This is a genomic window from Bradyrhizobium sp. (assembly GCF_035701725.1).
Classification (GTDB): Bacteria; Pseudomonadota; Alphaproteobacteria; order Rhizobiales; family Xanthobacteraceae; genus Bradyrhizobium.
In genome coordinates this window covers 1-6,693 of the sequence record NZ_DASSRP010000401.1, presented here as the reverse complement: position 1 = coordinate 6,693, position 6,693 = coordinate 1, and the positions used below count along the sequence as shown (strand labels likewise).

Genomic DNA, 6,693 nt, shown 5'->3' with positions numbered 1-6,693 from the left:
GCCTGCCGAAAACACCCGTTGCGTCATCTCCGCCAGAATGCGGTCGTCGCTGATTTTTGCCAGCGCCTTCATGCTGGGCTTTGCCGGCAGCAGTTTTTCCAGCGCTGCCGCGCCGCCTTTGCGCTTTTCGGCGCGTGCGCGGATGGCCTTGAACGGGATCGTGCGCGCTGTGACCGATGCTTTCGCCATGCGACATTCTCTTTAACTCAGGGTCGCCAAAAGTCCTGCCATCAGGCGGCCACGCTCGGCAAGGCTGTCGACCTCGATATGTTCATTGAGCGTGTGCGCATCGGCGCCGCGGACGCCCAATCCGTCCAGCGTCGGGATTCCCAGCGCGCCGGTGAAATTGCCGTCGGAGCCGCCTCCGGCGCTGACATGAGGAAGTTCCAGCCCCATCGAAGCGGCGATGCTGCGCGCTTTTTCGTAGAGTGCGAGCGTGCCGGCATCGGCCTCCCATACCGGGCGCGTGACCCCGCGCGTCACCTTGAAGTTCACGTCGTTGTAGGAGCCCGACAGCGCCAGCATGCGCGCGACGCCGCGGTCGAGATCGGCCTGACGCTTGGCCATGCTCAGCGCCTCGCCGGTGCAGGTGGTAGCGACGCAATTGACCCACTGGCCGCCATGCACGATGCCGACTGAAAAAGTGCAGTCCTCCGATGTCATGCCGTCGATGATCAGGATCTGGCGTGCCATTTCGCGGATCGCCGAACGGCCCGCGGAGAGCGTGGCCCCGGCATGGCTCGGCCGTCCGGTGGCTTCGAGATCAAAGCGCGCGATCGCATAGCGACCGGTGACGACGGCGTTGTTCGGCCGGCCGGGCTCGGGCACCAATACATACTTGTTGCGCCTGGCTTCGGCCTCGATCAATTCGCGCGCCGACGGCGTGCCGACTTCCTCATCCGGCGTGAACAGCACCGTGATCGGAAGCGGCGTCGCAACGGCGGCGCGCGCCAGTTGGCGGATGGCCTCGAGCGCGAGGTAGTTGCCGCCTTTCATGTCGAAGATGCCCGGCCCATAACATTTGTTGCCATCGCGACGCCACGCCAGCTTCTCGATGGTGCCAAGGGGGTGAACCGTGTCGAGGTGGCCTGCGATCAGGATGCCCGCCTCGCCGTGCCGGGGATGGGGGAATTTCGCCCGCACGCAGTCGCCGAATCCCTGCCTCCCTGCGACGCGCTCGATCGAGGCCCCCATGATCGCCATCTCGCGGCTTGCCAGATCGAGCATCCGGTTGACCGCTGCAGCATTCCAGGTCGGGCTTTCACACTCGACCCAGGCGCGCAGGCCCGCAAGCATTGCCTCGGAATCGAAGGGCAGGTTGACGGGATTCATCGAGAGCACCCGATCTCAAGGAGATGGTTTGACCGGCGAATGCGCGACACAGCTCACAAGGCCGCTCCGCCCGCATGAAGGATCGATGACGCCAGCATAAAGTCAAGCCGACGCAAGGCCGGCCTGGCTCTCGTTCGGACGAATCGAGGCTGGATCGGGCCGGCAAAAGCGTTCGCGTGCGGCGACTGCGCCGCGGCCGAAATGGCTCGCTGAAGCCGCCTGCGAAAAATGCGCGGCACGAAGCCTCTGTCATGTGTCCTTCGCACGCGCATGTTTATGTTCATCGACAGTGTTGACAACATAGGTTGTCGACATGGACGTCGACGCAAAACCTGGCGTCGATGCCAACAAAAAAATTTCGGAGCTCAAGTCCGGATGAACTGATCGCTGCCGAGACGCGAATTCAAACGCCTCGCAGCGGAAAATAACTTTCCCTCTCGCGGTTTAGCAGATGACGCGATGAGGATGGTGTTGCGCCGATGCTTCGAGACGGCGCGCGACGGGTGTGTAAGAGCACGCGAACCGAAAAGGTTTGACGTGAATCCTACACATGCCCGTCATTGATGCTGCCTATCTGTCCCCGCGCTTGTACACTCGTTACTTAAGCTCTGGGGAAAAGATGAAAAATCTGAAGCTCAAATCCGCTCTATTGTCTTCGGCCGCGGCGATTGTCGTCGCCGCCACGTTCGCGACGTCAGGTTCCGTTGCCGGCAATCTCGCGAACGAACTCGCGCCGGTCGCCAATTTGATCGACAGCATCACCTCCAACGCCAAGAAGGGTGGAGGCACCGACCCGAATTCCTTGAAGACCAAGACGCCGATCAAGCATCTCATCGTCATCTTCGACGAGAACCGTTCGTTCGATCATTATTTCGGCACTTATCCGAACGCTCTGAATCCGGAAGGCGAGCCGGTCTTCGAACCGGCGAAGAACACGCCGCGCGATATCAATAACCTGCTGTCGAGCCCAGCGCTTCTCGACAACAATCCGAACCTGAACGCCGCCAACGGCGCTGGCGCCGTCAATCCGTTCCGGCTTGATCGTACACAGGCGGACACGGCCGACCAGAGCCACAACTACACCAAGGAGCAACTGGCGTTTGACGGCGGCAAGAACGATCTTTTCCCGGCGGATGTGGGTCGAGGCTCGAATGGTGGCGCGGGTGCGTTCGGCACCACAGGCCAGGTGATGGGCTATTTCGATGGCAACACCGTCACCGCACTTTGGAACTACGCCCAGAACTTTGCGATGAGCGACAACGCGTATACCGACACCTACGGCCCGTCGACGCCCGGCCTGCTCAACATGTGGTCCGGCCAGACCAACGGCGCGGTCTTCACCGCTCCCGCTGGTGCCAAGTTCTTCGATGGCTCGCCGGTTCCGCCGGTTGGGTCGGCGGCTTTCACCACCGCCATTTTGGCTGAAGGCGATGCAGTCCCGAGCCCCGATGGCAGCCCGACGCTGATCCAGGACATCGATCCCACCTTCGATATCTGCTCTGGACCTGCCACCAACCTGACGGTCGGCATGACCAGCAAGAACATCGGCGATCTCTTGAACGCCGCCAACATTCCGTGGGGGTCGTTCGTCGGTGGTTTCGCCTTGCAGACCATCAACCAGAACGGCAGCACCGGTTGCAAACTCGCCAACCCTGGCAATACCGGTGGCCGCAGCAACATCAGCTCGGTGACCGGCCGGACTGTTTCCGACTACATCCAGCACCACATGTGGTTCCAGTACTTCCAGTCGACGGCTAACCCGAACCATGTGCTGCCGGCATCCATCAAGGAAATCGGCCATAACGGCCCGGCCAACCACGCCTATGACCTCGAAGAGTTCGAGAAGGCGGTCGGCGCCGGCAACTTCCCGGCCGTGTCCTTCATCAAGCAGTCGGCGTTCCAGGATGGTCATCCCGGCAACTCCAATTCGCTCGACGAGCAGACCGGACTGGTCAACCTGCTGAACTTCCTTCAGCAGCAGGAGGATTGGGACTCGACGGCCGTCATCTTCACCTATGACGACTCGGACGGTCAGTACGACCACGTCGCTCCGGCCATCAAGAGCACCTCGTTCTCGGCGGCTGATGCGGCGAACGGCTCGGGCAATTGCGGCGTCCCGGGTACGGCGGAGCCGACCGGCCTCAGCGGCCAGCAGGTCGCCGGACGCTGTGGTCCAGGTTTCCGCATCCCGTTCCTGGTGATCTCGCCCTTCGCCAAAAAGAACTACGTCAGCCACACCCAGATCACGCAGGCTTCGGTGACGAAATTCATCGAAGACAACTGGCTGAAGGGTGAGCGTCTCGGCGGCGGTTCCTTCGATGCCACGACCGGCTCGATCGAGGACATGTTCGACTTCTCACAGAAAAAATCGACGAAGCTGATCCTCGATCCGACTTCAGGCCTCGTCGACAGCAAATCGAAGATCAACAACTGAGCTAAGTTCTTAGATTAAATCGCACAATCGTGCGGTCATAGGCGCGTGCCTTAGTGCCGGCGCCGCCTTCAAGACCCTGGTCGACGGCTTCGTCGGCCGGGGCCGAAGGCGTTCTGACGTGAAACCTACACAAACGTGTCACTGAGCTTTTCTATCGGTCTCCCCCGCACGGCTCAAAATCGTTTTGAGAGGCAATGGGGAGAAAAGATGAAAAATCTTAAGCTCAAATCCGCTCTGCTGTCGTCGGCAGCGCTGATCGCGGTCGCCGCGGCTTTCACGTCCACCGGTTCTGTTGCCGGTCACAACGACGAGCTCTCGTCGGTCGAGAACCTGATCAACAGCGTTGAAAACAACGCCAAGAAGCCGGGCAGCAATCCGAACTCGCTGAAGACGAAGACGCCGATCAAGCACCTCGTGGTGATTTTCAACGAAAACGTTTCGTTCGATCATTATTTCGGCACCTATCCGAACGCGCTGAACCCGGAAGGTGAGCCGGTGTTCGAGCCCGCCAAGAAAACGCCGCACGATATCAACAACATCGATACCGAGGCGCTGCTGTACAACAACCCGAACTTCACCAACGCGCTCAACGCGCCGAACCAGTCCAATCCGTTCCGGCTCGACCGCTCGCAGGCGGTCAGCGGCGACCAGGGCCATGCCTATACGCCCGAGCAACTGGCCTATGACGGCGGCAAGAACGACCTGTTCCCGCTGAACGTCGGTACCGGCACCAAGGGCGGGGCCGGCGCCTTCGGCACCCCAGCGCTCGTGATGGGCTACTACGACGGCAACACGGTCACCGCGTTCTGGAACTATGCCCAGAACTACGCGATGAGCGACAATAACTGGACCGACCAATTCGGCCCATCGACTCCCGGCGCGCTCAACATGTTCGCGGGCCAGGCTAACGGCGCGGTGGTTCCGCCCGGTCTTTCCGCCTCCGTGATCCCGGACGGCCAGGGTGGCTTCACGCTCATCAACGACACCGACCCCACCGGCGACGTCTGCTCGAGCAAGACGGCACAGGTTTCGTTTACGGGCAAGAACATCGGCGACCTGCTCAACGCAGCCAATATTCCGTGGGGCTCGTTTATGGGCGGGTTCAACCTGCAAACCGTCAACGGCAACGGCACCTCGGGCTGTGGGCGCACCACGACTGGTCTCAGCGGCACCACTGCGGACTACATCCCGCACCACGCCTGGTTCCAGTACTATGCGTCGACCGCCAACCTGAACCACGCTCGGCCGGCGTCGATCAAGGAGGTCGGCCACAACGGTCCGGCCAACCATGCCTATGACCTCGAAGACTTCATGCAGGCGGTCGGCTCCGGCAACTATCCTGCGGTGTCCTTCATCAAGCTGCCGGCCTATCAGGACGGTCACGGCGGTTATTCGAATCCGCTGGACGAACAGTTCGGTACGGTCAGCCTGATCAACTTCCTTCAGGAACAGGAAGATTGGGACTCCACCGCCGTGATCATCGCTTATGACGACTCCGACGGATGGTACGACCATGCGTCGACCACGATCACGCACGGCTCGTTCTCGACAGTCACGACGACGGTCAGGACTTCGACGACTCCGGTCGATGTCGATCAGTTGAACGGCGCCGGCAACTGCGGCATCCCCGGTGTCACGCCGAAGCCGGTCGGTGTCTCCGGTCAGCCCGTCGACGGCCGTTGCGGTCCGGGCACGCGCATGCCCTTCCTGGTGATCTCGCCTTACGCCAAGAAGAACTATGTCAGCCACACGCTGACGACCCAGGCCTCGATCCCGCAATTCATCGAGGACAATTGGCTGAATGGCCAGCGTATCGGTCAGGGCTCGTTCGATGCCTCGGCCGGTTCGATCATGGACATGTTCGACTTCTCGCAGAAGAAATCGACCAAGCTGATCCTCGATCCGACCTTCGGTGTCGTGGACAGCAAGTCGACCGACAAGAACTAGGCGTAAGTTCTTCCAGGCAATTGCAAAATCGTGCGCGCGCGCGGCGCCGGCCTCATGGCCGGCGTCGTTGTGCGTCCGACAGAGCGCTTTTTCAGCCGGACCTACACATACCTGTCACCGAGGCTCCCTATCTGTCTCTGCCGCACGGCTCAAAATCGTTTTGAGAGGCACAAGGGAAAAAGATGAAAAGGCTTCGCACAATCGTGTGGTCTCTCGGCGCCGGCCTTCTTGCCGGGGCGGTCTTCGCTGCCGAGCCGCAAACGCAAAGTGGCGAAAATCCCAATCCGGTTCGCCTGATCCGTCGCCCGGTCCAGCCGCTGTCGGCGATGGCAAGGCTTGGCCGCGATATCTTCTTCGACACCAGCCTGTCGTCGTCGGGCAAGCTTGCCTGCGCTTCCTGTCACAGCCCGGACCATGCCTATGGGCCGCCGACCGACGCTCCGGTGATGCTCGGTGGTCCGGACATGAAACTGCAAGGCATGCGCGCGGTGCCGTCGCTGACCTATCTGGACAAGCAGCCCGAATTCTCCATCGGCCCCGATGATCCGATGAACGAGAATGTCGATCTGGCGCAGCTCGCCGAGGCGGGCAAGACCGCGGAGCGCGCTCAAAAAGTTGCAACGGATACGGCGCAAAAGGCCAACATCGTGCCGCAGGGCGGTCTGTTCTGGGACGGACGCGCCGACACGCTTCAGATCCAGGCTAACGGCCCGATGCTCGATCCGAGGGAAATGGATGGCGGCAGCATCGAGATCATCGCCGAAAAACTGCGCAACGCGCCTTATGCGAAGAAGTTTGCGACATTGTTCGGCGAACGGATCTTCAAGGACACCAAACTTTTGGTCGCCGAAGCCACCTTTGCGGTCGGCCGTTATCAGTTCGAGGAGCCGAGCTTCCACCCCTATGACAGCAAGTACGACTACTGGCTGGAGGGCAAGGCGCGGCTGAGCGAGGCCGAGCTGCGCGGCCTCAAGCTGTTC

General features: G+C 61.1%; 4 protein-coding genes and 1 pseudogene. 3 read left to right on the top strand and 2 right to left on the bottom strand.

What is annotated here, in order from left to right; translation table 11 throughout:
- Together VFL62_RS24395 and VFL62_RS24390 are read right to left on the bottom strand one after the other, a co-directional pair.
- Window positions 1-189 (bottom strand): annotated as a pseudogene (locus VFL62_RS24395) (3-methyladenine DNA glycosylase); the annotation flags it as partial.
- Between the two features lie 12 nt (window positions 190-201).
- Complete coding sequence (locus VFL62_RS24390) at window positions 202-1,332, bottom strand: M20/M25/M40 family metallo-hydrolase (protein WP_325174955.1); 1,131 nt, start codon at window positions 1,330-1,332, stop codon at window positions 202-204.
- A 619-nt stretch (window positions 1,333-1,951) separates the two neighbouring features.
- Between VFL62_RS24390 and VFL62_RS24385 the strand changes: the two genes are divergently transcribed.
- From VFL62_RS24385 to VFL62_RS24375, 3 genes are all read left to right on the top strand, one after another.
- Complete coding sequence (locus VFL62_RS24385) at window positions 1,952-3,766, top strand: alkaline phosphatase family protein (RefSeq protein WP_325174954.1); 1,815 nt, start codon at window positions 1,952-1,954, stop codon at window positions 3,764-3,766.
- A 207-nt stretch (window positions 3,767-3,973) separates the two neighbouring features.
- Window positions 3,974-5,713 (top strand): alkaline phosphatase family protein, encoded by a 1,740-nt coding sequence (locus VFL62_RS24380; protein WP_325174953.1) that lies wholly within the window; start codon window positions 3,974-3,976, stop codon window positions 5,711-5,713.
- 182 nt (window positions 5,714-5,895) lie between these two features.
- The coding region (locus VFL62_RS24375; RefSeq protein ID WP_325174952.1) for a cytochrome-c peroxidase at window positions 5,896-6,693 on the top strand (798 nt) is incomplete at its 3' end.

What these genes read in the sequence shown, in the direction of transcription:
- VFL62_RS24385 (WP_325174954.1), top strand. Translation starts at nt 1,952, where the DNA reads ATGAAAAATCTGAAGCTCAAATCCGCTCTATTGTCTTCGGCCGCGGCG.
- VFL62_RS24390 (WP_325174955.1), bottom strand. Translation starts at nt 1,332, where the DNA reads ATGAATCCCGTCAACCTGCCCTTCGATTCCGAGGCAATGCTTGCGGGC.
- VFL62_RS24380 (WP_325174953.1), top strand. Translation starts at nt 3,974, where the DNA reads ATGAAAAATCTTAAGCTCAAATCCGCTCTGCTGTCGTCGGCAGCGCTG.